This is a genomic window from Micromonospora sp. NPDC047670 (assembly GCF_043204915.1).
Taxonomy (GTDB): domain Bacteria; phylum Actinomycetota; class Actinomycetes; order Mycobacteriales; family Micromonosporaceae; genus Micromonospora.
The window spans coordinates 779333-800629 of sequence record NZ_JBIDDA010000001.1 but is presented as its reverse complement, the minus strand read 5'-3'; the positions used below and the strand labels follow the sequence as shown (position 1 = coordinate 800629).

The following is a 21297-nucleotide window of genomic DNA, read 5'->3' as shown; positions in this document are numbered from 1 at the left end:
GTAATAGCGCCAACGGAACGCGCCGCGAGACTCGGGGCGGCGCCGGCCGCCGCGCGGATCAGGCCACCCCGGGCGCCGCGCCGTCCGCGAGCCGCAGCAGCTCACGGAGTACGTGCACCAGCGCCCGAGCCTGCGCCAGGTCGACCGGCCAGCGCTCCGGGTCGTCGCCGGCGGACAACTCCAGCAGTACGCCGGCCGGCGCCAACCGCCCGACGTCCATCTGCCAGAGCGCGGCCCGCACCTGGATCACCTCGTCGCCGCGCGGCGCGACCGACCGCAGGCGGGACAGGTGCAACGCGCTCGTCGCGCACCCGCTCTCGGGCGCGCACCACGCCGGGTGGACGCGTCGGATCGTCACGTCATCGCCCCTCGTCGAGTTGTGAGGGCACTGTGGGCCCCCAGCCGTTCCCATCATCGTGACCGCCCGGCTACGTTCGGAAGTCATGCGACGGGCACCGGGCGACGGTGGCCCGGTCGGCCCGCCGTGTGGGGCCCGGTGAGCGAGGTGTGATGACCAGACCACAACTGTCGACGCTGGATCTCCTGGCCGGTGAGCTGCGGAGGCTGCGCACCGAGCGCGGGCTGAGCCAGGAGGAGCTGGCCCGGCGGATCAACTACTCCGGCTCGCTCGTGGGCATGGTGGAGATCGGCCGGCGCACGCCCTCGCTCGACTTCGTCCGGCGCGCCGACGAGGCACTGGACAGCGGCGGCCTGCTCGGGCGGATCCTGCCGCTGGTCAGCCTGGAGACCGCACCGGCCTGGTTCCGGCCCTGGGTGGCCGTCGAGCAGGAGGCGGCCACGCTGTGGTGGTTCGAGATCTCGGTGCTGCCCGGCCTCCTCCAGACCGAGGCGTACGCCCGCGCGGTCCTCGGCGGCGGTGGACTTCACCCTCCCGAGCAGATCGAGCAGCGGGTGTCCGCCCGGCTCCAGCGGCAACAGATCCTCGATCGCGCACAGCCGCCGCAACTGGTCGCGGTCATCGACGAGGGCATCCTGCGTCGGCCGGTGGTCGACCGGTTCGGGGTGATGCGTGAACAGCTTGAGCACCTGATCGAACTGGCGGCCCGCCCACACGTCCACCTGCACGTCGTTCCGACGGAGGTCGGTGTCTACCCGGGCCTTGCCGGGCCGTTCATCCTGGCCGGGTACGCCGACGGGGGCTGGGTGGCGCACCTCGACAGCCCGCTGCGGGCCCAGGTGCTGGACCGCGCCGAGGAGATTGCCAGCCTGCACCGCAGGTGGGAAAGTGTCCGCTCAGAGGCGCTGTCCCGACGGCAGTCGCTGGTGCTGATGCAGGAAGTGGCGAAGGCATGGAGTTGACCGGTGCCCGGTGGCGCAAGTCCACCCGCAGCGACAACGGCGGCGCCTCGTGCGTGGAGGTCGCCGACAACCTGCCCGGCGTGGTGCTGGTTCGCGACAGCAAGGACCGCTCGGGCCCGACGCTCTCCTTCGACCCGGTTGCCTGGTCCCGCTTCGTCACCGGCGTCGCGGAGCGTCACCCGCGCTAGTCGGTGAGCAGGTTGACCACGATGCCCGCCGGGATGGACACGGCGACACCGGCGAAGAAGAACCACAGTTGGGCGCGCTGTCCGCGTTCGTTGGTCGTCCGCACCAGGGTCTCCAGGTTCGCCAGGCCCCGGTGCACGTCGACCGGCTCGGCGGGCGGGCTGGAAGGCGCCTCCGCCTGGGCCCGGAACTGACGCCGCACCCTGCTGGTGGACGAGACGGCATCGGCGACGGTGGAGCTGGGCCAACGGCGCCGCCGCCTGGACAGCGGCAGCACCGGAGAGCCGGACGAGGCCGGTGGGGTGGCCTGCGGCGGCGCGCCGTGTACGCCCGGCTCCGCGGATTGGGGGTATCCGCCGCCCCGGCCGTCGCCGCCCGGGCCGTCGACGGTCCACCGTGGGAACTCGGGCAGCTCGGCCACGACTTCCCGGCGGGCCGACAACGGTTCCGGGCCACGGCCGGCGCGGAGCCACAACACGCCGGCCAGCCCGACCAGGAGCAGGTCCGCTGCCGCCGCCACGAACGACCACGGCTGCGGAAGCCCGTACGCCACGACGCCCGTCACGCCCGCCGCCGTGACCAACACCTTGGGCGCTCTGCTCATACCCGCCATCTAAGTCCCTCTCCGCCGAGCTGTCCTGCCCGCTGGGCGTGCCGACCGGGACATGCCCTGGCCGGACGGGGGCCGCCGCACGCCGTCAGGCGAGTGCGGGACAGGGCGAGACGTGGTCGGTCCGCCGGTAGCGGGCGATCGAGATGCGGGCGATCGCGCCCTGGCGGATGTCGAACCGGATGACCGCCAGCGGGTGGCCTCCCGGCGCGATGAGGGCTCCGGGGCCGCCGTCGACGACCATCGGGACGCTCGCGTGGACCCGGTCGGCGAAGTGCCGGGTCTCCTCCGCCACGGCCCGGTTCCCGTGGGCCGCGGCCGCGGCGCCCTCGGGCAGCACGTCCAGGTCGACGGTCCGCACGACGTCGGGCGCCATCAGCGCGACGAGGCGGTCGATGTCGCCGCCACGAGCGGCGGCGAGGAAGGCGTCCACGACCCGCGCGTGGTCGACGAGCGACGGCTCCGGACCGGGGTTCCTCTCCCGCAGGCGGATCCGCGCCCGGCTGGCCAGCTTCTTCGCGGCGGCCGGCGAAACGCCCAGCACAGCGGCGATCTGGTCGAACGGCACGGCGAACAGGTCGTGCAGCACGTAGGCCACCCGTTGGGTGGGCGTGAGCTGGCCCAGCAGCACCAGCAGGGCACGCGAGACGTCCTCGCGGCGGAGGAAGTCCTCGTCGGCGGCGATCTGCTCAGCCGGGACGGCCTCGGCGAGCAGTGGGAGTTCGCCACGACGGTCCCGCGCGCGCAGCTGGTCGAGACACAGCCGTGCGGTCACGGTGGTGAACCAGCCCTGCGGGTTGTCCAGCCTGCCCGGCTGGGCGGTCTGGGTGCGGAGCCAGGCGGTCTGGACGGCGTCTTCGGCGTCGTGGACGGAGCCCACGATGCGATGAGCGAGCGAGAGCAGTCGGGGCCGGGCCGCTTCGAACTCGTCGAGCAGGTCCACGTCGTCGGTCACCTTTCGTGCGGGCGGAGCGTCAGGACGGCCGAGCAACCGGAAACCGACGAACCCGTGCCCACAGGAGGCGCCCATGAGCGTACAGACCGCCCTGTCCCGCACCGACCCGCAACTGACCGCCCTGACCATCGTCACCGCGTTGTGCATCGCCGCCAACGCGTTCATCGTCGTCGCCGACCTGGCGAAGGCACGGTTCGTCCTGGCGAACTCGGCCGAGGTGGGGCTGCGGCCGGCCGCGATTCCCTACCTCGCCGCGCTCAAGGGCGCCGGCGCGGTCGGCCTCGCGATCGGGCTCGCCGGGATCCCCGCGCTGGGGTTGGCCGCCGGCGTCGGCCTGGTCGCCTTCTTCGTCGGCGCGGTGGTGGCGCACCTCCGGGCGCGGGTCTTCCACAACATCGGGTTCCCGCTGTGCTTCCTCGCCCTGGCCGTCGGCGCACTCACCCACTTCGCGTCGGCGACCTTCTGACCGCCGGCGCCACCCCGGCACGGCCGACGCGGGCCGCCGTCGAGCACGGCGGCCCGCCGACGTCACCGCCCGGCGGGCTGCGCGAGGCTCCAGGCGATGCCGTCGAGGATGTCGTGCTCGGAGGCGACGACCGAGTCCATGCCGGACCGTTCCATGATCACCCGGAGCACCAGCGCACCGGCGCCGATCACGTCGGCCCGGCCGGGGTGCATCACCGGGATCGCGAGCCGCTGCTCCCGGCTCTTGCCGAGCAGGTCGGCCGTCACGTCGGCCACCGCCCCGTACGACACCCGGGCGTGGTGGATGCGGTCCGGGTCGTACTCCTGGAGCCCCTGGGCGATGGCGACCACGGTGGTGACCGACCCGGCGAGCCCGACCAGCGTGGCGGCCTGCCGGCCCGGCACCGCCTCCAACGCCCGGTCGACCGCGACGGCGATGTCGGCCTGCGCGGCGGCGACCTCGTCCAGGCCCGGCGGGTCGCCGTGCAGGTGCCGCTCGGTCATCCGGACACAGCCGATGTCCATCGAGATGGCCGCCTCGACGCCGCCGGCGCGGGTGCCCACGACGAACTCGGTCGAGCCGCCGCCGATGTCGATGACCAGGTAGGGCTCGCGCGCGTCGGCGGGCAGCCCGCGTACCGCCCCGGTGAAGGAGAGCCGGGCCTCCTCGTCGCCGGTCACCACCTCGGGCCCCACGCCGAGGGTCCGCTCGACCATCTCCCGGAAGTCGGCGGCGTTGGAGGCGTCCCGCGACGCCGACGTGGCGCACATCCGGATCCGCTCCGCGCCGAGCTTCTCGATCTCGGCGGCGTAGGAGGCCAGCGCGACGCGGGTGCGCTCGATCGCCTCCGGGGCCAGCCGGCCCGTCCTGTCGACGCCCTGGCCGAGGCGGACGATCTCCATCCGCCGGCTCAGGTCGACCAGCGGCGCCTCCGGCCCCGCCGAGGGATCGGGCAGGTCGGCGACCAGCAGTCGGATCGAGTTGGTTCCGCAGTCGATGGCGGCCACACGCGTCGTCACGGCAGCAACCCTACGTCAGCGCCTCGCGTCCCCGGCGGGTTGTCGTCGCCGCGGCCGCCGGTTCCGCGCCGGCGACGTCGCCCGCCCACGCCGGCGACCGCGGCGACGCTCGACGAGGCCCGCACGCGCTCCGCCCGGTGCGGACCGGCCGACGGGTCGACCGGTCCGCACCGTCGGACGCCGGTGGGGACGGCGACGGCCGGCCGCCCCCGAACGCGGCCGGCCGTCGGTGTGCGACAGGTGTCGCTACTGCTGCGGCAGGGTCGGCACCCGCGGCGCGGCGTCGGACCACTCCGCGGTCAGCACCAGGGTGCTGCGCTCCTTGCCGCCGTACGCCGGCGCGCCCTTCGGGGTGGACACGATCCTGCTCGCGAGCAGCCGGTGGGTCGCCGTGTCGACGATCAGCCACTCGGTCTCGGAGCCGCTGCGGAACTCCACGCCCTGGCCGGACCGGCCGCGCTCGTCCTGGACGGTGCCGAGGCTGCGCACGCCGGGGATGTCGGCGAGGACCCGGAACGCCGCGGCGCGCACCTTCGGCGGGGCCGGCGTGTCGAGCAGCAGCCGGTTCAGGAAGCCGAAGAGCAGGCGGTCGTTCAGGGCGCTGCCGCGGGCGGGGTTCCCCATGTCCTCGCTCGCCCGGATCCGGTCGGTCACCCACCCGCGCAGGGCGCCCGGCTCGGTCGGCAGGTGCCGGACCTGCTCCAGGGTGAGCTCCCCGAGGTCCTCCAGGTAGCGGGGCGGCTCGGGGTCCCGGGAAAGGTCACCCTTGCCCGGCCGGGTCGACAGGACCAGCTTCGACGGGCCGTCGACGTCGAGACGCCAGGTGGCCGGGGAGCCGGCCGCGCGCCAGGCCCGCTCGTCCTCGGCGGCGCGCGGTCGTGCCCCGAGCTCCCGGAAGCCGCTCCAGCTCGCGTCGCGCGGGTCACTGGCGTCCCAGCTCTCGCTGACCCTGCTGCGCAGCAGCGAGTACGCGCCGGCGCCGGTGCCGATCCGCGTCGGGCCGTACACGTCCACCGTCTTGACGTGCCAGTACCTGCCGGTCTCGGCGGGCGCCCGCTCCGCCCGGTTGGCCGCGGCGAGCAGGATGTCGCGCGCCGTCAGCGTCGTGCCCGGGCCGGCGCTGTGCGTCGCTCCCGGCTGCCCGCCGGCCACCGGCGGCACGTCCGTCCGCGCGTCCTGCGGCGCCGCGACGATCGACACCGCCAGCACCCCGGCCGCGGCGGCCCCGGCCAGCCCGGTGGCGAGGAAGGACCAGCGCAGCGCCGGCCGGGACGCCCTGGCCCGGCCGGCTCCGGCGGGGTCGCCGGCCGAGGCGGCCGTGACGACCCTGTCCAGTGCTCGCCGTCCCGCCTCGCTGCGCGCCCACCCGGTCGAGTCCGGCCGCCCCCGACGCACCAAGTCGTCGATGTTCATCATTGTCTCCTTCACGCTGCCACTGGCTTGTGGATGGCCGACGAGGCCTCGTACTCGTTCTTGACGACCCGCTCGTAGGCGGCACGGAACCGGCTGCGGGCCCGGTGCAGCCGGACCGCGTAGGTGGGCCGGGAGATGCCCAGCACCCGCGCCGCCTCCCCCGCCGTCAGGTCGAACCAGGCGGCGGTGACCAGCACCTCGCGGTCCCGCGTGCCGAGCGCGTCCAGTGCCTGCCGCACCTGGTCGCGGAGCGCGACGTCGTCGGCGAGCCGATCCGGCCCGGCCTCCGCGACACCCGAGGCGGCCATCCGCTCGTCCAGCGCGGTCGCGGCGGCGTCCTGCCGGCGCCGGGCCAGCACCAGCCGGCGCGCCACCCCGAACAACCAGGCCCGCTCCTCGCCCGCCCGGACCTTGTCCAGTGACCGCCAGGCCACCAGGAACACCTCGCCCACCACGTCCGCCGCATCCTGCCTGCCGACCCGCCAGGTCGCGTACGCATGGATGTCGTCGGCATGTCGGCGGAACAGCTCGGTCACCCGCTCTTCACGGCCTTGCATGGCACCTCCGCAGATCGCCCTGTCGCGGGTACTTGTCGGCGTCCGCGCCACGGATTACAGCGGCGGTGCGGAAATCCCGGAGACCACCCGCGACACGCGCCTTCCGGCTGCCGCACTCGACGGGCCGGCGCTACCCGGCAGCGGCCCGGCCGCACGCCGGAGGCGGCGGGGGCGTCGACGTCCCGGCCGGGCGGGCCGGCACCGGATGCGAGCCTCGCGGCGACCGCGCGGCAGCGGGTCAGGCGCGGCCGGCCGTCGGAACGTCGTCCGGGCCGAGCAGTCCGGCGCCGAGCGGCGTCAACCGGTGCGACACCGCCCCACCCTCGCGGACGCTGCTGACCAGGCCCGCCGCCCGCAACGCCGCCGCGTGCTCGGACGCCGAGGAGAGGCTGATCCCGAGGGCCCTACCGAGACTGGTGGTGGTGTGCCGGCCGGGCCCGGCGAGCCGGCGCAGCACCGCCGCCCGGGTCGTCCCGAGCAAACGACCGAGCGGGTCGGCGGCGCTCGCGGCCACCCGGCGCGGCATCGGCGCGGGATACACGACCAGCACCGGCCGGCCCGGTTCCACCAGCACCCGGGGGTGCGGTCCGGCCAGCGGCGAGGGCAGCAGGATCAGGCCGTGCCCGGTGCCGGAGACAGTCGCGCTCCACCACGTCCGCACCGTCAGCGTCGGCGCCTCCCAGCGGATCGCCGGGTGCAGCGCGTTCAGCAGGCCGTCCAGCCCGTGCGTCGCGAGGTGCCCGGCCGCCTCCGCCACCCGGTGCCGGTGCGCGTCCGCCAGGTCGGCCCAGTGCGGCCCGAGCACGCCGTCGTGCCAGGTCCCCAGCGCCCGGCCGAACAACCCCATCGCCTCGTCGTCGGCCTCGGCGAACCGCCGACGCAACGGCGACACCGCCAGGTCGGCGTACGCGGCGGCGACCTCGGCCCGCACGCGCCGGGCCGGGGTGGCCCGGATCGCCTCGAGACCGGCGGCCACCGACTCCAGCCCGTCGAACGGGGTGAGGAAGTCCGGGAGGCGCCCGCGGGCGGGCAGCAGGTGCCGCAGCACGGAGGCGGCGGCCCGGACCCGACCCACCGCCGCCGCCGCGCCCGCCGCGGGGCCGGGCGCCATCCGGGCGGTGTCCGGGTCGTGCAGCGCCTGACAGGCCAGCAGAGCCGTGCCGACGGGATGCAGGCGGTCGGCGAAGCGGACCCGACACAGGTCCGCCGGTCCCAGGCGGAGGCGGAGCATGCCAGCAGCCTGCCCTCCTTCGGCCAGGACCGAAAGGGTTGACCCGCCCCGGCTGGAAATCCAGTGTGGACGCCGGGTCACGGGAGGGGCGGGGCGTGCGACGGACGGTAGCGGTGCTGACAGGGCTGGTGGTCGTCGCCGTCGCGGCGGCGTGCGGCGGCGGGGACCGGGAGCGGCCCCACGCGGCGCCGGCCCCGTCGCCTTCGGGGGCCCCGTCGCCTTCGGGGGCCCCGTCGCCTTCGGGGGCCGTCGAACGCCCCGCCGCCGGGAACCACCGGCTGAGCCTGCCGCACGACGGCGCCGAGCGTGGCTACCTGCTGCACGCCCCGCCCGGCTACGACCCGGCCCGGCCCACCGCGCTGGTGGTCGCGCTGCACTTCTATCCCGGCACCGGCGCCGGCATCCGCGAGACGACCGGGCTGGACGCGGTCGCCGACCGGGAGAACTTCCTGGTCGCGTACCCGGACGGGCAGAACGGCGGCTTCAACGCGCTGATCTGCTGCGGGTCGGCCGACGACGTCGGGTTCCTCGAGGCACTCACCGGGCACCTCGTGCGGACGTGGCGGGCCGACCCGGACCGGATCTACCTCACCGGGATCTCCAACGGCGGCGACATGAGCTTCCGGGCCGCCGTCGAACTCGACGAGACCTTCGCGGCGATCGGCGTGGTCAGCGGCGGGTACAGCGGCCCCCGGACGGCCCCCGACGACTACGTGCCCGACCACCCGGTGTCGGTGATCACGTTCATCGGCGGGCAGGACCGCTACGCCGAGGTCTTCACCTCGGGCATCCGGACCTGGCAGCGGCGGCTCGGCTGCCGACCGGCGACCGGCGCCCCGCCGGCGGGCGCGGCGGGCGTCACCCGCACCGACGCGCGGTGCGCCGACGGCAGCGACGTCACCGTCTACACCCTGCCGAACATGGGGCACTCGTGGCCCGGGGCGCCGGCCGGCCAACTCGCCGCCCCCGACGCGGGTCTCGTCGCGACCGAGCTGATCTGGGACTTCTTCGCCGCCCACCCCCGCCGGACCTGACCCGGCACCGGGCCGGCAGGCGTACCGGCCGGTCAGAGGCGCAGCAGCATCCGGGTGTTGCCGAGGGTGTTCGGCTTGACCCGCTCCAGGTCCAGGAACTCGGCGACACCCTCGTCGTAGGAGCGCAGCAGTTGCTCGTAGACCGGCTGCGGCACCGGCGCGCCGTCGATCTCGGTGAACCCGAACGAGCCGAAGAACCGCGTCTCGAAGGTCAGCACGAAGATCCGGGACACCCCCAGCTCGCGGGCTGCGTCGATCAACTCCGCGACGATCCGGTGGCCGATCTTGCGGCCCCGGCAGGACGGGTCGACCGCCACCGTCCGGATCTCGGCCAGGTCCTCCCACATCACGTGCAGCGCCCCGCAGCCGACCACCGCGCCGTCGTCCGACCGGACCGCGACCCGGAACTCCTGCACGTCCTCGTAGAGGGTGACGGTGGCCTTGCTCAGCAGCCGCCGGTCGTCGGTGTAGGTGTCGACCAGGCGGCGGATGCCGCGCACGTCCGAGGTGCGGGCCCGCCGCACCACGATGTCGTCGGCCCCCGCCACGCCCCCGTCCGCGCCCGCCATCGTCACTCGGCCGCCGGCACGTCCACGCACGGCCCGGCCGCCCACCACTTCTCCACCAGCGCCAGCGTCTCGTCGCCGAACGGGTTGACCCCCGGCCCCGCGCCGAGCGCGTGCCCGAGGTGCACGTGCAGGCACTTCACCCGGCCGGGCATGCCGCCGGCGGAGATGCCGGCGATCTCCGGGACCTCGCCGATCGCCTCCCGGCGGGCCAGGTAGTCCTCGTGCGCCGCGCGGTAGCGGGCGGCCAGCTCCGGGTCGGTCGCCAGCCGGTCGGCCATCTCCTTCATCAGCCCGGCCGACTCCAGCCGGCTGCACGCCGCCGTCGCGCGCGGGCAGGTCAGGTAGAACAACGTCGGGAAGGGCGTGCCGTCGGCCAGGCGCGGCGTCGTCTCCACCACGTCGGGCAGGCCGCAGGGGCAGCGGTGGGCGACCGCCCGGGTGCCCCGGGGCGGGCGGCCGAGCTGCGCGGCCACCGCGGCCAGGTCGGCCTCCGTGGCCGGTTCGCGCTTCGGCGGGGGTACGGAGTCCGCCGCCGGCTCCTGCGGTGGTACGACAGTCACGGTGCCCATCTCTCGTTCGCTGCTCGGGTGGTGCTCACTGGTCGGGCTGCTCGCCGTTGGCGGCCCGCACGCTGGACCAGAGGGTGTCGTACCAGGGGTCGGGCGTGGCGGGCTTGCCCGGGTTCGCGGGCCGGCCGGCGTCCCGCGCGGCGCCCTCCGGGTCGGAGAGCACGACCAGCAGCGTCTCGTCGGGGCGGACCATGAAGAAGCGCTCCCGGGCCTTCGTCTCGATGTACGCCGGGTCCTGCCACTTGGCGGCCTCGGCGGAGAGTTCCTCGATCGTCGCCCGCTGGGCCGCCTGGGCCGCCTCCATCCGCTCGATGTCGGCCTGCTGGTCGAGGTAGACCCGCACCGGGTAGGTGTAGGCCAGGGCGAGCGCGATCAGCACCGCGAAGAGCACGGTGGCCCGCCCGGTGAGACCTCGGGAGTGGGGTGCGGTGAGCCGCTTGACCGTGCCGCCGGCCGCCGTACGACGGGCGGCGGCGGGCCGGTTCGCGGAGCGTACGCCGTCGGCTCCCCGGGCCGCGCCCGGCGCGCGCCCGGCGGTGGCGCGCGGCTCGGCGCGGACACCGCCGTCGCGGACCGACGCCCGGGCGCCCCGGGCCCCGCCCGGCCGGCCGGAGTGACCCGGCCGGCGGGCGGGACGTTGACCGCCCGGTGTGCGGCGCTGCTGCATCGTCACACCCCTCCCCCGAGGCTTCGCGCGTCTCAGGCGGAACGGTAGCGCGGGAACGCGCCCGCCCCGGCGTACCGCGCCGCGTCGGCCAGCTCCTCCTCGATCCGCAGGAGCTGGTTGTACTTCGCGACCCGGTCCGAACGGGCCGGGGCGCCGGTCTTGATCTGGCCGCAGCCGGTGGCCACCGCCAGGTCGGCGATGGTCGTGTCCTCGGTCTCGCCGGAGCGGTGGCTCATCATGCACTTGAAGCCGGCCCGGTGGGCCAGGTCCACCGCGTCGAGGGTCTCGGTCAGCGAACCGATCTGGTTGACCTTGACAAGCACCGCGTTGGCGGCGCTCTCGGCGATGCCGCGGGCGATCCGCTGCGGGTTGGTGACGAACAGGTCGTCACCGACGATCTGGATGCGGTCGCCGACGGAGGCGGTCAGCGTCTGCCAGCCGGACCAGTCGTCCTCGGACAGCGGGTCCTCGATCGACACGATCGGGTAGTCGCCGATGAGCTTGGTGTAGTAGTTGCTCATCTCCTCGGCGGTCTTCGCGGCGCCCTCGAAGGTGTAGGTGCCGTTGTCGAAGAACTCGGTGGCGGCCACGTCCAGCGCGAAGACGATGTCGGTGCCGAGCCGGTAGCCGGCCTTCTCGACCGCCTCGGCGATCAGGTCCAGGGCGGCCGAGTTGGTGGGCAGGTTCGGCGCGAAGCCGCCCTCGTCGCCGAGGCCGGTGGAGAGGTCCTTCTTCTTCAGCACCGACTTGAGCGCGTGGTAGACCTCCGCGCCGGAGCGCAGCGCCTCGCGGAAGCTGGGCGCGCCGATCGGCGCGATCATGAACTCCTGGATGTCGACGTTGGAGTCCGCGTGCGCGCCACCGTTGAGGATGTTCATCATCGGCACCGGCAGCAGGTGCGCGTTCGGGCCGCCCAGGTACCGGAAGAGGCTCAGCTCGGCGCTGCCGGCCGCCGCCTTGGCCACCGCCAGCGAGACGCCGAGGATGGCGTTGGCGCCCAGCTCGGACTTGCTGTCGGTGCCGTCGATGTCGAGCATCTTCTGGTCGATCAGCCGCTGCTCGCTGGCCTCGTAGCCGATGAGCTCGTCGACGATCTTGTCCTCGATGTTCGAGACCGCCTTCTCGACACCCTTGCCCTGGTAGCGGTCGGCGTCACCGTCGCGCAGCTCGATCGCCTCGAAGGCGCCCGTGGAGGCGCCCGAGGGCACCGCCGCTCGGGCGATCGTGCCGTCGTCGAGCCCGACCTCGACCTCGACGGTCGGGTTGCCCCGCGAGTCCAGAATCTCCCGCGCGACGATTCCCTCGATGGTTGCCACTGAGTCGCTCCTCGTTTGTGTGTTCCGGTCCGGTGTGGGCCGCGACGGTGCGGCTGAGGCAGGTGTTGAACGCAGCGTATCGGGCGGCCGTCGGACGCGGGCGGTCCGGTCGCATGCGGGCCCGATCCGAAACCCGCCCTCCGGCGGCGCTTTACCCGGACATTCCCGGATTTCCGGTCCTCAACCGGCAACTGGTTTGCGCGCGGTTGACCCGATCGGCCACGCTGTTCCCCATGCCCGCCGCCTCGACCACCCTCCGCGTGCTCGCCGTGTCGGTCATCGCGTCGCTCACGGTCACCGGCTGTCAGACCCTGGACGACGCCGGCCGGGCGCTCGGGCGGGCCGACGTGGTCAACGACATGGCATCCCGGCTGGACCGGGCGCTGGAGCTGACGTACTCCGCCGACTACCTGCTCCCCGGTGGGCAGACCGCCACCATGGCCCAGGCGCAGGATCCGGCCCGCTCCGCCTACACCTGGCCCGGCGGCAGGCTCACCGTCACCCCGGAGGCCACGACCCGCTGCGAGACCGCCGCCGGCCGGGCCACCTGCACCCTGGAGGCACCGCCCGCCCCCAACGCGAAGCCCTCGGTGGCCCTGTTCGCCGAGGCGAAACGGCGAGGGCTCGTCACGCCGCCGATCGTGGTGGGGCTGCTGACCACCGCCGCGCTGGACCCGGACGCGGTCATCGCGCAGAGCAGCACCACCCTCGCCGGCCAACACGCCACCTGCGTCGACGTGCAGCAGTCCGCCGGCGACTTCACCGCCTGCGTCACCACCCAGGGGGTGCTGGGCAGCTTCACCGGCCAGGTCGACGGCAAGCCGGTCGAGCTGGCCCTGACCCGCTACCGCGACGCGGTCGACGGCACCGCGTTCGACCTGCCGACCGGCGCCGGCGTGGTGGACCGCCGGCCCGCCACCTCGTGACCGGCCGGCCCGGCGGATTCGTCCCCGGCGCCGACCGCGGCACCGCGCCGGCACCCACCGACCTGGCCCTGCCGGTGGCCGGGCACAAGCTGCTGACCGGCGCCGACGGCTCCGTCCTGCGGGTCGCCGACCTGCCGGCCGACACGGAGTGGGCCCCGCTGGGCACCCTGGACGGCGTCCCCGCGTGGGCCGCCGAGCCGGCCGGGGCGGACGAACTGCCGGGCCGCTGGCGCGGTTGGGCCTCGCTCGCCGCCGAGGCGCCCCAGCCGCTCGCCACCCTCGCCGGCCGGGCGCTGACGGTGGTCACCTGGCGGCGTACCCACAGGTGGTGCGGGGCCTGCCGGGCCGAGCTGGCCGACGTGCCCGGAGAGCCGGCCCGGCGCTGCCCCGACTGCGGGCTGTACGTGCCGATGCGGCTCTCCGCCGCCGTGCTGGTGGCGATCACCCGCCCCGGCCCGGCCGGCCGCCCCGACGAGCTGCTGCTGGTGCGGCACTCGTACGGGCCGACCGGGCTGTGGGCGCTGGTCGCCGGGTTCGTCGAGGCCGGGGAGACGCTGGAGGCGGCCGCCCACCGCGAGGTCGGCGAGGAGGTCGGGCTGGCGCTGGCCGGGCTGGCCTACTTCGGCAGCCAGCCGTGGGCGCTGTCCGGCCCGAACGTGCTGCTCACCGGCTTCACCGCCACCGCCGCCGACCCCGCCGCCGAGCCGGTCGTGGACGGGCGGGAGCTGGTCGAGGCGCGCTGGTTCCCGCTCGACGGGCTGCCGGCGGAACTACCGCCCGCGTACTCCATCTCGCGGTGGCTGATCGACGCGACGGCGGCCGGCGCGGGGCGCTGACCCCGCGCCGCGGCCGGCCGGGCCCTCAGACGCCGAGCAGGGTGCGCAGGTGGCGTGGGGGCGGGCAGTCGTGGGCGAGCATCGCGTCGTGCCAGTCGCGCACCGACACGTCGGCCGGGCGGGCGGCGGCGATCCCGGCCACCTCGCTGTAGCCGACGAAGTACGTCGAGAGCTGGGTGGAGGTGAGCAGGGCGCGCCGCCACTTGCCGGCCGCCTCGCCCTCCTCCTGGAAGCCGCGCCCGGTCATCAACGCCATCGCCTCGGCCTCGGGCAGCTCCTCGCAGTGCACGAGCTGGTCCAGCAGCGCGTTGATGGTCATCCGGAGCTGCATCTTGAGCTGCTGCAACCGCACCGGCAGGCCGCCGAAACCGAGGCCGGCCATCAGCTCCTCCGCGTAGACCGCCCAGCCCTCGATGAACGGCCCGGACTCGGTCAGCGCCCGGACCCGGGTGGGGCCGACGTGCCGGCGGGCGTGGGCGAGCTGGAGGAAGTGCCCCGGCATCGCCTCGTGCACGGTCAGGTTGCGGATCATGTGGTCGTTGTACTCCCGGTAGAACGACTCGACCCGGTGCGCGGGCCAGTCCGCCGGGGTGGGCGCGATGCAGTAGAAGGTCGGCACGTTCGCCGTCTCCAGCGGGCCGGGCGAGTCGCAGTAGGCGACCGCCACGCCCCGGGCGAACTCGGGCATCTCCTGGATGACGCACGGGTCGTCCACCAGGGTGACCAGGTCGTGCGCGCGGACGAAGTCGGCGGCCTCGTCCAGGGTGACCGAGGCCAGCTCCACGATGGTGGCGTCGTCGGGGTGCTCGGCGGCCAGCATGTCCAGCGCGCGGCGCACGGTCCCGTCGTCGGCCGGGCCGCCGACCAGCTCGACGGCCGCCGCGCGGATCTCCTCGGTGACCCGGTCCAGGTTGGCCCAGGCCCGGCGCTGGATCTCGGCGGCGCCCAGCTCGGTGTCGAGGGTGTGCCAGAGCCGCGCCTCCCAGCGGCGGCGGCCCAGGCGCGGGTCGCGCCCCGGGCCGGCGTCGGCGGCGAGGCCCGCGCGCAGCCACGCGACGAACTCCTCCAGCGCCGCGATCGCCGCGGTGGCGGCCGGCTCGACCCGGTCGTAGTGGGTGGGGGCCTGCGCGAGCAGCGCCGGCACCTCGTCGCGGATCAGCGCCGCCGTGCCGGTGAACTGCCCGACCGCCGTCTCGGCGTGGATGCGCGGCATGTCGCGCAGCGTCGCCCGGGCGGTCGCCAGCGCGTCCGGCACCGCCGCGAGCCGCCCGGTCAGGCTGGCCAGCCGCTCCTCGGCCGGGGCGAACGGGCGGGCGACCAGCGCGTGCAGCAGCGGCCCCGGGTTGTGCAGCAGCGGGTCCCACTCGTGCGCGCGGATCTCGGTCCACTCGAACAGCGCCCGGTCCACGAAGGAGGTGAGCAGGGCGTGGTCGACCCGCTCCTCGACGTCCAGCGCGTCCGGGTCGAGCTCGGAGAGCGCGTCCGCCGCCTCCTTCAGCATCGCCTGGTCGGCCGCGGCCGCGGCCCCGGACAGGTCCGGCAGCCGGTCGTCGTACCGGTGGTCACCGGTGGAGGTCGCGAGCCCGGGCCGGCTCTCCAGCAACGCGTCGACGATCCGCTCTGCGAGCGGCACAAACGATTCCACCCGCCGACCCTACCGGCCCGTGCCGACGTTGCCCGCCCCTCTCGCCGTCACGAGGCGCGGCGGGGCCGGCGTCGACCCTGACAGTGGCGGGCGGGATCCCGGCGGATCACCCCCACCGGCGTCGTGGTCAGCCCGCGTCGGCCGCGCGCTCGGCGGCGCGGACCGCGTCCGCGTACGCGAGGGCGGCGCGGCGCAGGGCCGCCTCCGCGTCCAGGCCGGCCTCGCGGGCCGCCGCCACCGTGGCGAGCAGGCTCGCGCCCAGCCGCGCCTCCGGGTCCACCTGGGACTCCGCGAGGGGCGGCGGCACGGCGAGGCCGACCCGGCCGGCGCGCTCCAGGATCTTGGCGGCCAGGGCGAGCGCGGGCTGGCTCAGCGCGATGCCGTCCAGCACCGAGTCACGCGCCTTCTCGGCCCGCTTGATCCGCTCCCAACTCGCCTCGATCTCCTCCAGCGTGCCCGCGTGACCGTCGGCGAAGACGTGCGGGTTGCGCCGGACCATCTTGTCGACCAGCCCACCGGCCACGTCGTCGACGGTCCACCGCTCGCCCTCGGGCAGCTCCTCGGCGAGCCGGGCGTGCAGCACCACCTGGAGCAGCACGTCACCCAGCTCCTCGCGCAGCGCGTCGGTGTCCCCGGCGCTGATCGCGTCGTACGCCTCGTAGCACTCCTCCAGCAGGAAGCCCGCGAGGCTGCGGTGGGTCTGCGCCCGCTTCCACGGGTCGCCGCCCGGAGAGGCCAGGCGGTCCATCACCGCCACCGCGTCGAGCAGCCGGGCGCCCGGCGGGTCCCAGGAGCCGTACATCAGCTCCAGCTCGGCCAGCCCCGGCTCGCGGGCCAGCCGCAGGCCCAGCTCCCGGGCCAGCGACTCGTCGCCGGCCGGGCCGGCCAGCCACACCACGGCGCCGTGCGCGGCCACCGTGTCGAGCAACGCCTGCGTCGCCGGGCCGTCGACCACGGTGACCTCGGCGCCCGCCGTGCGGACGGCCGTGGTCAGCTCGCTCTCCGCGCCCGCCAGCACCGGATGCCGGCGTACGACGTCCCAGGCGGCGGCGGTCAGCAGCCCGGCCGGCAGCCGGGGCGAGGTGACGAGCAGGACGATCCGCGCCGGCATGCTCAGCTGTCGGCCGGGCCGGCCGCCTCCGGCCCCGCGGGCGGCAGCGGGTCCGGGGTGGAGACGTCGGTGACCGCGCCCGTGCCGGCCTCACCCAGCGGCACGCTCACCGCCGGGGCGTTGCCGGCGAAGCTCAGCACCGGGAACTCCAGCGGGCGGTAGCGGGGGTTGACCGTCACGTCGTACCCGGCGACCACCTCGGCCAGCGCCTTGCGGGTGGCCAGCGCGGTGCGGAACTGCTCGCCGTCGAGCTGGCCGGCGGCCGCCTCGTCGGTCACGTCGGCCGGGATGGCGCCCGCCTGGCGGCCCGCCGCCACCACGTCCGCCAGCTCCTGCTCGGTCGGCGCGGCCGGGGCGCCGGTGGGCACCCCCGACAGGCAGGTGTAGAGGCCGGCCACCCGCTGGACGTAGTCGGTGTCGGGCGACAGGCCGAACTGCTGGGCGAGCTGCGCCGCAGCCACCTGCCCCCGCGGCTGGTGGTTCTTCTCGGCCGAGACCCGCTCGCAGACCTCGGCCAGCACCAGCACGCTGACGACCTCGCTGCGCCCCGGCAGCTGCGGCGCGGGCGCCGGGGGCCGGGCGTCGGGGGCGGCGGACTCCCCGCCCGGGGTCGGGTTCTTCGCCCGCAGGTCGGCCATGACCGCGGTGACGGCATCCTCGGTGATGCGCTGGTCGCCGACGTAGGCGGCGACACCGGGCTCGGCACGGCAACCGGAGAGGGCGACGAGGCCGATCGCCACGCTGGCGACGGCGACAAGACGGCGAGCACGCATGACGGTCACTCTCTCATGCCGCCCGCGGCCCGTGTGACGCCGCCCACCCGTCGACCCGTTCACCGGGCGGCGGCCCCGACCGCGGCCGGCTCGCCCAGCACGTCGGAGAGGAGCTGGGCGCACCACTCCAGGAGCGCCTGGTCGCGCAGCGGCTCGCCGCCGATCCGCCGGGTGGTCGGCCGGGGCACGCTGACCTGGTCGAGCGCGGACTTGTAGACCGAGTCCGGGTGGTAGCGCTTGAGCCGCAGCTGCTTCGAGTCCGGCAGCGGCAGCGGGCCGAACCGGATGTGCTTGCCCTGCATCGAGACGTCGGTGAGCCCGTAGCGGCGGGCCAGCAGCCGGAACCGCGCCACCGCGACCAGGTTCTGCACCGGGGCGGGCGGCTCGCCGTAGCGGTCGGTCATCTCGGCGACCACCTCGCGCAGCCGCTCCTCGTCGCGCGCCTCGGCGAGCTTGCGGTACATCTCCAGGCGCAGCCGCTCCACGCCGACGTAGTCGTGCGGCAGGTGCGCGTCGACCGGCAGGTCGACCTTGACCTCGGTCTCCTCCTCCGGGCGCTCGCCCTTGAACGCCTGCACCGCCTCGCCGACCATCCGCACGTACAGGTCGAAGCCGACGCCCTCGATGTGCCCGGACTGCTCGCCGCCCAGCAGGTTGCCGGCGCCGCGGATCTCCAGGTCCTTCATCGCCACGTACATGCCCGCGCCCAGCTCGGTGTGCTGGGCGATGGTGGCGAGCCGCTCGTGGGCGTGCTCGGTGAGCGGCTTGTCCGGCGGGTACAGGAAGTACGCGTACGCCCGCTCCCGGCCCCGGCCGACCCGACCGCGGATCTGGTGCAGCTGGGCCAGGCCGAGCAGGTCGGCGCGCTCCACGATCAGGGTGTTGGCGTTCGGGATGTCGATGCCGGACTCCACGATCGTGGTGCAGACCAGGACGTCGAACTCCTTCTCCCAGAAGCCGACCATCACCTTCTCCAGGGCCTCCTCGCCCATCTGGCCGTGCGCCACCGCCACCCGCGCCTCGGGCACCAGCTCGCGGATCTTCCGGGCCGCCCGGTCGATCGACTCGACCCGGTTGTGCAGGTAGAAGACCTGCCCGTCGCGGAGCAGCTCGCGGTGGATGGAGGCGGCCACCTGCCGCTCGTCGTACGCCCCGACGAAGGTGAGCACCGGGTGCCGCTCCTCGGGCGGGGTGGCGATGGTGGACATCTCCCGGATGCCGGTGATCGCCATCTCCAGGGTGCGCGGGATCGGGGTGGCCGACATGCTCAGCACGTCGACCGAGGCGCGCATCGTCTTCAGGTGCTCCTTGTGCTCGACGCCGAAGCGCTGCTCCTCGTCGACGATGACCAGGCCGAGCGACTTGAACCGGGTGGCCGCCTGGAGCAGCCGGTGGGTGCCGATGACGATGTCGGCGGTGCCCTCCGCGGCCATCGCCAGGGTCTGCTCGGCCTCCTTCGGCGTCTGGAACCGGGAGAGCTGCTTGATGGTCACCGGGAACTGGCTCATCCGCTCGGCGAAGGTGTTGTAGTGCTGCTGCACGAGCAGGGTGGTGGGCACCAGCACCGCCACCTGCTTGCCGTCCTGCACCGCCTTGAACGCCGCCCGGACGGCGATCTCCGTCTTGCCGTAGCCGACGTCGCCACAGATCAGCCGGTCCATCGGGACGGTCTGCTCCATGTCCCGCTTGACCTCTTCGATCGCGGCGAGCTGGTCGGGCGTCTCCTGCCACGGGAAGGCGTCCTCCAGCTCCCGCTGCCACGGCGTGTCGGGGCCGAAGTTGTGCCCCTTGGACGCCTTGCGGGCGGCGTAGAGCTGGATGAGCTGCGCGGCGATCTCCCTGACCGCCTTGCGGGCCCGGGCCTTCGACTTCTGCCAGTCCGAGCCGCCCATCTTGTGCAGGGTGGGCTGCTCGCCGCCGACGTACCGGCTGAGCTGGTCGAGCTGGTCGGTGGGGACGAAGAGCCGGTCGCCCGGCTGGCCGCGCTTGCTGGGGGCGTACTCGATGACCAGGTATTCCCGGGAGGCGCCGTTGACGGTGCGCTGCACCAGCTCGACGTAGCGGCCGATGCCGTGCTGCTCGTGCACGACGTGGTCGCCGGCCTTCAGCTCCAACGGGTCGATGGTGTTGCGCCGCCGGCTGGGCATCTTGCGCATGTCCCGCGTGGAGGTGCCCCGCCCGCCGGTGACGTCGTTGCCGGTGAGCAGCACGAACCGGGACGCCTCGTCGACGAACCCGCTGGTCAGGTTGCCGCAGGTGACCAGCAGCTCGCCGGGGGCGGGGGCGACCGGGATCTCCTCGGTCAGCCGCGCGCCGAGGCCGGCGTCGCGGAGCACCTCGACCGCCCGCTGGGCGGGGCCGTGCCCCTCGAAGACCAGCGCGATCGACCAGCCCTCGCCGGCCCAGCGCTTCAGGTCGTCGACCACCCGGGCGGTCTCGCCGTGGTAGAGCGGGGCCGGCTGCGCGGCGAGGGTCACCGCGATCGCGTCGTCGGGGGTGACGTCCACCTCGGCCGGCTCGTCCTCCCAGGGCTCCCGTGCCGGCGCGGCCTCCACCTCGGCCAGGCCGAACGGCGACAGCGTCCACCAGGGCCGGCGCAGCCTCGCCGCGGCGGCGCGTACCTCCGCCAGGGTCTTGAAGGCGGCGGCGCCGAGGTCGACCGGGGCCTGGCCGCCGACGGCGGCCGCGGCCCAGCTCGCCTGGAGGAACTCCTCGGAGGTACGCACCAGGTCGTGCGCCCGGGTGCGGATCCGCTCCGGGTCGCAGAGCAGCACGTGGGTGCCGGCCGGCATGCAGTCCAGCAACAGCTCCATCGAGTCGGCGCCGATCAGCGCCGGGGCGAGGGACTCCATCCCCTCCACGGGGATGCCCTCGGCCAGCTTGTCGAGGATCTCGGCCAGCTCCGGGTGCTCCTGCGCCAGCGCGGCGGCCCGCCTGCGCACCGAGGGGGTGAGCAGCAGCTCCCGGCAGGGCGGCGCCCACAGCTGCGGCACCTGCTCGATGGTCCGCTGGTCGGCGACGGCGAAGGTGCGGATCTCCTCCACCTCGTCGCCCCAGAACTCGACCCGCGACGGGTGCTCGTCGGTGGGCGGGAAGATGTCGAGGATGCCGCCGCGCACGGCGAACTCGCCCCGCTTGGTGACCAGGTCGACCCGCGCGTACGCCATGTCGGTCAGCCGACGGGCGACCTCCTCCAGGTCGGCCTCCTGCCCGGCGGCGAGCTGCACCGGCTCCAGGTCGCCGAGCCCCTTGAGCTGCGGCTGGAGCAGCGACCGGACGGGCGCCACGACCACCCGCAGCGGGCCGGTGCGGCCGTGCGCGTCGGCCGCCCCCGGATGCGCCAGCCGGCGCAGCACGGCCAGCCGTCGGCCGACCGTGTCGGAGCGGGGCGACAGGCGCTCGTGCGGCAGCGTCTCCCAGGACGGGAAGACCGCCACCTGATCGGGCGGAAGCAGGCTGGCCAGCGCCGAGGCCAGGTCGTCGGCCTCCCGCGTGGTCGCGGTCACCGCGAGCACGGGCCGGCCCGCGCCGCCCCCCGCCCCGCCGGCCCGCCCACCGGCGCCGGCGTGCGCGTCGCCACCGGCCCGCTGGTGGCCGGCCCGGCCACCGGCGCCACCGGCCCGCTCGTCGCCGGCCTGGCCACCGTCGCCGGCCGGGTCGGCCGCGACCGCGGCGACCGCGAACGGGCGCAGCGCGGGCGGCGCGGTGATGTCGAGGCCGTCGACCTGCGCGGCACCGGAGCGCGCCAGGTCACGTGCCCGGGCCAGCCCGGGGTCGGCCAGGGCGGCGGAGAACAGACCGGTGAGCATGTCATCACTTCCAGGGGCACGCGTGGACGGGCACACGACAGATCCCCCTCGCCCGACAGGACGGGGGGTGCACGACTGCCAGCCTATCTCCGCCGCCCGACACCCACCCCCTTCCCGCCCACCCCGCCCCCGCCCCTTCCCGCACCCGCACCACACCGCGCACCCGCACCCGCACCCGCACCTGGCAGCCCAGTGCCCGGCGCCCCAGGCCGCGCACCCGGCACCCCACGTCCCGCGCCCCGGCACCCGGCGCCCCACGCCCTGCGCCCCAGGTCCCGCGCCCGG

20 protein-coding genes and 1 pseudogene are annotated in these 21297 nt (G+C 75.1%); 6 read left to right on the top strand and 15 right to left on the bottom strand.

Annotated elements, in window-relative coordinates:
• Positions 1 to 58 precede the first annotated feature (58 nt).
• Positions 59 to 358 carry a hypothetical protein gene (locus ACGF7U_RS03835; RefSeq protein ID WP_393102575.1) on the bottom strand — a complete coding sequence of 100 codons (300 nt, stop codon included), beginning with the start codon at positions 356 to 358 and terminating at the stop codon, positions 59 to 61.
• Between the two features lie 152 nt (positions 359 to 510).
• On the opposite strand from ACGF7U_RS03835, the gene ACGF7U_RS03830 reads away from it, so the two are divergent.
• Both ACGF7U_RS03830 and ACGF7U_RS03825 read left to right on the top strand, forming a co-directional pair.
• Positions 511 to 1320, top strand: a complete 810-nt coding sequence (locus tag ACGF7U_RS03830) for a Scr1 family TA system antitoxin-like transcriptional regulator (protein WP_393102573.1) — start codon at positions 511 to 513, stop codon at positions 1318 to 1320.
• Positions 1311 to 1508, top strand: coding sequence for a DUF397 domain-containing protein (locus ACGF7U_RS03825; RefSeq protein WP_393102571.1), 198 nt, complete (start codon positions 1311 to 1313; stop codon positions 1506 to 1508). Before ACGF7U_RS03830 ends, ACGF7U_RS03825 begins: the two co-directional genes overlap by 10 nt.
• Here ACGF7U_RS03825 and ACGF7U_RS03820 read toward each other — a convergent pair.
• Together ACGF7U_RS03820 and ACGF7U_RS03815 are read right to left on the bottom strand one after the other, a co-directional pair.
• A complete protein-coding gene (locus tag ACGF7U_RS03820) occupies positions 1505 to 2110 on the bottom strand; it encodes a hypothetical protein (RefSeq protein ID WP_393102569.1) in 606 nt (201 codons plus the stop codon). The genes ACGF7U_RS03825 and ACGF7U_RS03820 overlap by 4 nt on opposite strands.
• Positions 2111 to 2204: 94 nt before the next feature.
• Positions 2205 to 3071, bottom strand: coding sequence for a sigma-70 family RNA polymerase sigma factor (locus ACGF7U_RS03815; protein ID WP_393102567.1), 867 nt, complete (start codon positions 3069 to 3071; stop codon positions 2205 to 2207).
• A 73-nt stretch (positions 3072 to 3144) separates the two neighbouring features.
• Between ACGF7U_RS03815 and ACGF7U_RS03810 the strand changes: the two genes are divergently transcribed.
• The gene (locus ACGF7U_RS03810; protein ID WP_393102565.1) at positions 3145 to 3537 is read left to right on the top strand and encodes a DoxX family protein; all 393 of its coding nucleotides are present in this window, start codon (positions 3145 to 3147) and stop codon (positions 3535 to 3537) included.
• A gap of 62 nt (positions 3538 to 3599) precedes the next feature.
• Here ACGF7U_RS03810 and ACGF7U_RS03805 read toward each other — a convergent pair whose 3' ends face one another.
• From ACGF7U_RS03805 to ACGF7U_RS03790, 4 genes are all read right to left on the bottom strand, one after another.
• The gene (locus ACGF7U_RS03805) at positions 3600 to 4544 is read right to left on the bottom strand and encodes an exopolyphosphatase (protein ID WP_393102936.1); all 945 of its coding nucleotides are present in this window, start codon (positions 4542 to 4544) and stop codon (positions 3600 to 3602) included.
• A gap of 258 nt (positions 4545 to 4802) precedes the next feature.
• Entirely contained in the window at positions 4803 to 5969 is a 1167-nt protein-coding gene (locus ACGF7U_RS03800; protein ID WP_393102563.1) for a CU044_5270 family protein, read from the bottom strand.
• An 11-nt stretch (positions 5970 to 5980) separates the two neighbouring features.
• Positions 5981 to 6526 (bottom strand): RNA polymerase sigma factor, encoded by a 546-nt coding sequence (locus tag ACGF7U_RS03795; protein WP_393102561.1) that lies wholly within the window; start codon positions 6524 to 6526, stop codon positions 5981 to 5983.
• Between the two features lie 238 nt (positions 6527 to 6764).
• Positions 6765 to 7757: an ArsR/SmtB family transcription factor gene (locus ACGF7U_RS03790; RefSeq protein ID WP_393102559.1), complete on the bottom strand. Its 993-nt coding sequence runs from the start codon at positions 7755 to 7757 to the stop codon at positions 6765 to 6767.
• 95 nt (positions 7758 to 7852) lie between these two features.
• On the opposite strand from ACGF7U_RS03790, the gene ACGF7U_RS03785 reads away from it, so the two are divergent.
• Positions 7853 to 8791, top strand: coding sequence for an alpha/beta hydrolase family esterase (locus ACGF7U_RS03785; protein ID WP_393102557.1), 939 nt, complete (start codon positions 7853 to 7855; stop codon positions 8789 to 8791).
• Positions 8792 to 8823: 32 nt separating this feature from the next.
• On the opposite strand, the gene ACGF7U_RS03780 is transcribed toward ACGF7U_RS03785, so the two are convergent.
• From ACGF7U_RS03780 to eno, 4 genes are read right to left on the bottom strand one after another with little or no spacing between them, the layout of a single operon-like run.
• Positions 8824 to 9360: an amino-acid N-acetyltransferase gene (locus ACGF7U_RS03780; protein ID WP_393102555.1), complete on the bottom strand. Its 537-nt coding sequence runs from the start codon at positions 9358 to 9360 to the stop codon at positions 8824 to 8826.
• 2 nt (positions 9361 to 9362) lie between these two features.
• Positions 9363 to 9920 (bottom strand): DUF501 domain-containing protein, encoded by a 558-nt coding sequence (locus tag ACGF7U_RS03775; RefSeq protein ID WP_393102553.1) that lies wholly within the window; start codon positions 9918 to 9920, stop codon positions 9363 to 9365.
• A 34-nt stretch (positions 9921 to 9954) separates the two neighbouring features.
• Positions 9955 to 10596, bottom strand: a complete 642-nt coding sequence (locus ACGF7U_RS03770; RefSeq protein ID WP_393102934.1) for a septum formation initiator family protein — start codon at positions 10594 to 10596, stop codon at positions 9955 to 9957.
• Positions 10597 to 10628: 32 nt separating this feature from the next.
• On the bottom strand, positions 10629 to 11912 hold the full coding sequence (eno, locus tag ACGF7U_RS03765) for a phosphopyruvate hydratase (protein ID WP_393102551.1): 1284 nt from the start codon (positions 11910 to 11912) through the stop codon (positions 10629 to 10631).
• Positions 11913 to 12145: 233 nt separating this feature from the next.
• Between eno and ACGF7U_RS03760 the strand changes: the two genes are divergently transcribed.
• Together ACGF7U_RS03760 and ACGF7U_RS03755 are read left to right on the top strand one after the other, a co-directional pair.
• Entirely contained in the window at positions 12146 to 12838 is a 693-nt protein-coding gene (locus tag ACGF7U_RS03760; protein WP_393102549.1) for a hypothetical protein, read from the top strand.
• Entirely contained in the window at positions 12835 to 13674 is an 840-nt protein-coding gene (locus ACGF7U_RS03755) for an NAD(+) diphosphatase (RefSeq protein WP_393102547.1), read from the top strand. The genes ACGF7U_RS03760 and ACGF7U_RS03755 overlap by 4 nt, the downstream gene beginning before the upstream one ends.
• A 25-nt stretch (positions 13675 to 13699) precedes the next feature.
• Here the strand turns inward: ACGF7U_RS03755 and ACGF7U_RS03750 are convergent, their stop codons facing one another.
• The 4 genes and pseudogenes from ACGF7U_RS03750 to mfd form a co-directional block, all read right to left on the bottom strand.
• Entirely contained in the window at positions 13700 to 15319 is a 1620-nt protein-coding gene (locus tag ACGF7U_RS03750; RefSeq protein ID WP_393102545.1) for a DUF885 domain-containing protein, read from the bottom strand.
• A gap of 127 nt (positions 15320 to 15446) precedes the next feature.
• Positions 15447 to 16430 carry a nucleoside triphosphate pyrophosphohydrolase gene (locus ACGF7U_RS03745; RefSeq protein WP_393102543.1) on the bottom strand — a complete coding sequence of 328 codons (984 nt, stop codon included), beginning with the start codon at positions 16428 to 16430 and terminating at the stop codon, positions 15447 to 15449.
• A 2-nt stretch (positions 16431 to 16432) separates the two neighbouring features.
• Positions 16433 to 17203, bottom strand: a complete 771-nt coding sequence (locus tag ACGF7U_RS03740) for a hypothetical protein (RefSeq protein ID WP_393102541.1) — start codon at positions 17201 to 17203, stop codon at positions 16433 to 16435.
• A gap of 59 nt (positions 17204 to 17262) precedes the next feature.
• Positions 17263 to 20742, bottom strand: a pseudogene (gene mfd, locus ACGF7U_RS03735) (transcription-repair coupling factor); the annotation flags it as partial.
• Positions 20743 to 21297 lie beyond the last annotated feature (555 nt).

Excerpts from the sequence above, each read along its gene's own strand:
- ACGF7U_RS03745 (WP_393102543.1), bottom strand. The coding sequence starts at position 16,430 with ATGCCGGCGCGGATCGTCCTGCTCGTCACCTCGCCCCGGCTGCCGGCC.
- ACGF7U_RS03820 (WP_393102569.1), bottom strand. The coding sequence starts at position 2,110 with ATGAGCAGAGCGCCCAAGGTGTTGGTCACGGCGGCGGGCGTGACGGGC.
- ACGF7U_RS03830 (WP_393102573.1), top strand. The coding sequence starts at position 511 with ATGACCAGACCACAACTGTCGACGCTGGATCTCCTGGCCGGTGAGCTG.
- ACGF7U_RS03825 (WP_393102571.1), top strand. The coding sequence starts at position 1,311 with ATGGAGTTGACCGGTGCCCGGTGGCGCAAGTCCACCCGCAGCGACAAC.
- ACGF7U_RS03795 (WP_393102561.1), bottom strand. The coding sequence starts at position 6,526 with ATGCAAGGCCGTGAAGAGCGGGTGACCGAGCTGTTCCGCCGACATGCC.
- ACGF7U_RS03810 (WP_393102565.1), top strand. The coding sequence starts at position 3,145 with ATGAGCGTACAGACCGCCCTGTCCCGCACCGACCCGCAACTGACCGCC.
- ACGF7U_RS03790 (WP_393102559.1), bottom strand. The coding sequence starts at position 7,757 with ATGCTCCGCCTCCGCCTGGGACCGGCGGACCTGTGTCGGGTCCGCTTC.
- ACGF7U_RS03760 (WP_393102549.1), top strand. The coding sequence starts at position 12,146 with ATGCCCGCCGCCTCGACCACCCTCCGCGTGCTCGCCGTGTCGGTCATC.
- ACGF7U_RS03740 (WP_393102541.1), bottom strand. The coding sequence starts at position 17,203 with ATGCGTGCTCGCCGTCTTGTCGCCGTCGCCAGCGTGGCGATCGGCCTC.
- ACGF7U_RS03770 (WP_393102934.1), bottom strand. The coding sequence starts at position 10,596 with ATGCAGCAGCGCCGCACACCGGGCGGTCAACGTCCCGCCCGCCGGCCG.
- ACGF7U_RS03800 (WP_393102563.1), bottom strand. The coding sequence starts at position 5,969 with ATGAACATCGACGACTTGGTGCGTCGGGGGCGGCCGGACTCGACCGGG.
- ACGF7U_RS03780 (WP_393102555.1), bottom strand. The coding sequence starts at position 9,360 with ATGGCGGGCGCGGACGGGGGCGTGGCGGGGGCCGACGACATCGTGGTG.